The sequence below is a fragment of the Pseudomonas sp. PF05 genome (assembly GCF_056521845.1).
The window spans coordinates 1-326 of record NZ_JBWLPW010000098.1 but is presented as its reverse complement, the minus strand read 5'-3'; the positions used below and the strand labels follow the sequence as shown (position 1 = coordinate 326).

Sequence of the window (326 nt, the reverse complement as noted above, 5' to 3'; positions counted from 1 at the left end):
CGGTGGCCTACATCATGTACACCTCCGGTTCCACCGGCACCCCGAAAGGCGTGCTGGTGCCGCATCGGGCGATCAACCGACTGGTGATCAACAACGGTTACGCCGACTTCAACGCCGAGGACCGGGTCGCCTTTGCCTCCAACCCGGCCTTCGACGCCAGCACCCTCGACGTCTGGGCACCGTTGCTCAATGGCGGTTGCGTGGTGGTGGTCGACCAGGACGTGCTGTTGACGCAGGGACGTTTTGCGGCCTTGCTGCAAGAGCAATCGGTCAGCGTGCTGTGGATGACCGCTGGCCTGTTCCACCAATACGCCGCCGGGCTGATG

Annotated in this window: 1 protein-coding gene; it reads left to right on the top strand. The window is 63.8% G+C overall.

Annotated features, from left to right (window positions below):
• On the top strand, nucleotides 1–326 hold a 326-nt coding region (locus AC09SL_RS29600), incomplete at both ends, for an AMP-binding protein (RefSeq protein WP_479572028.1).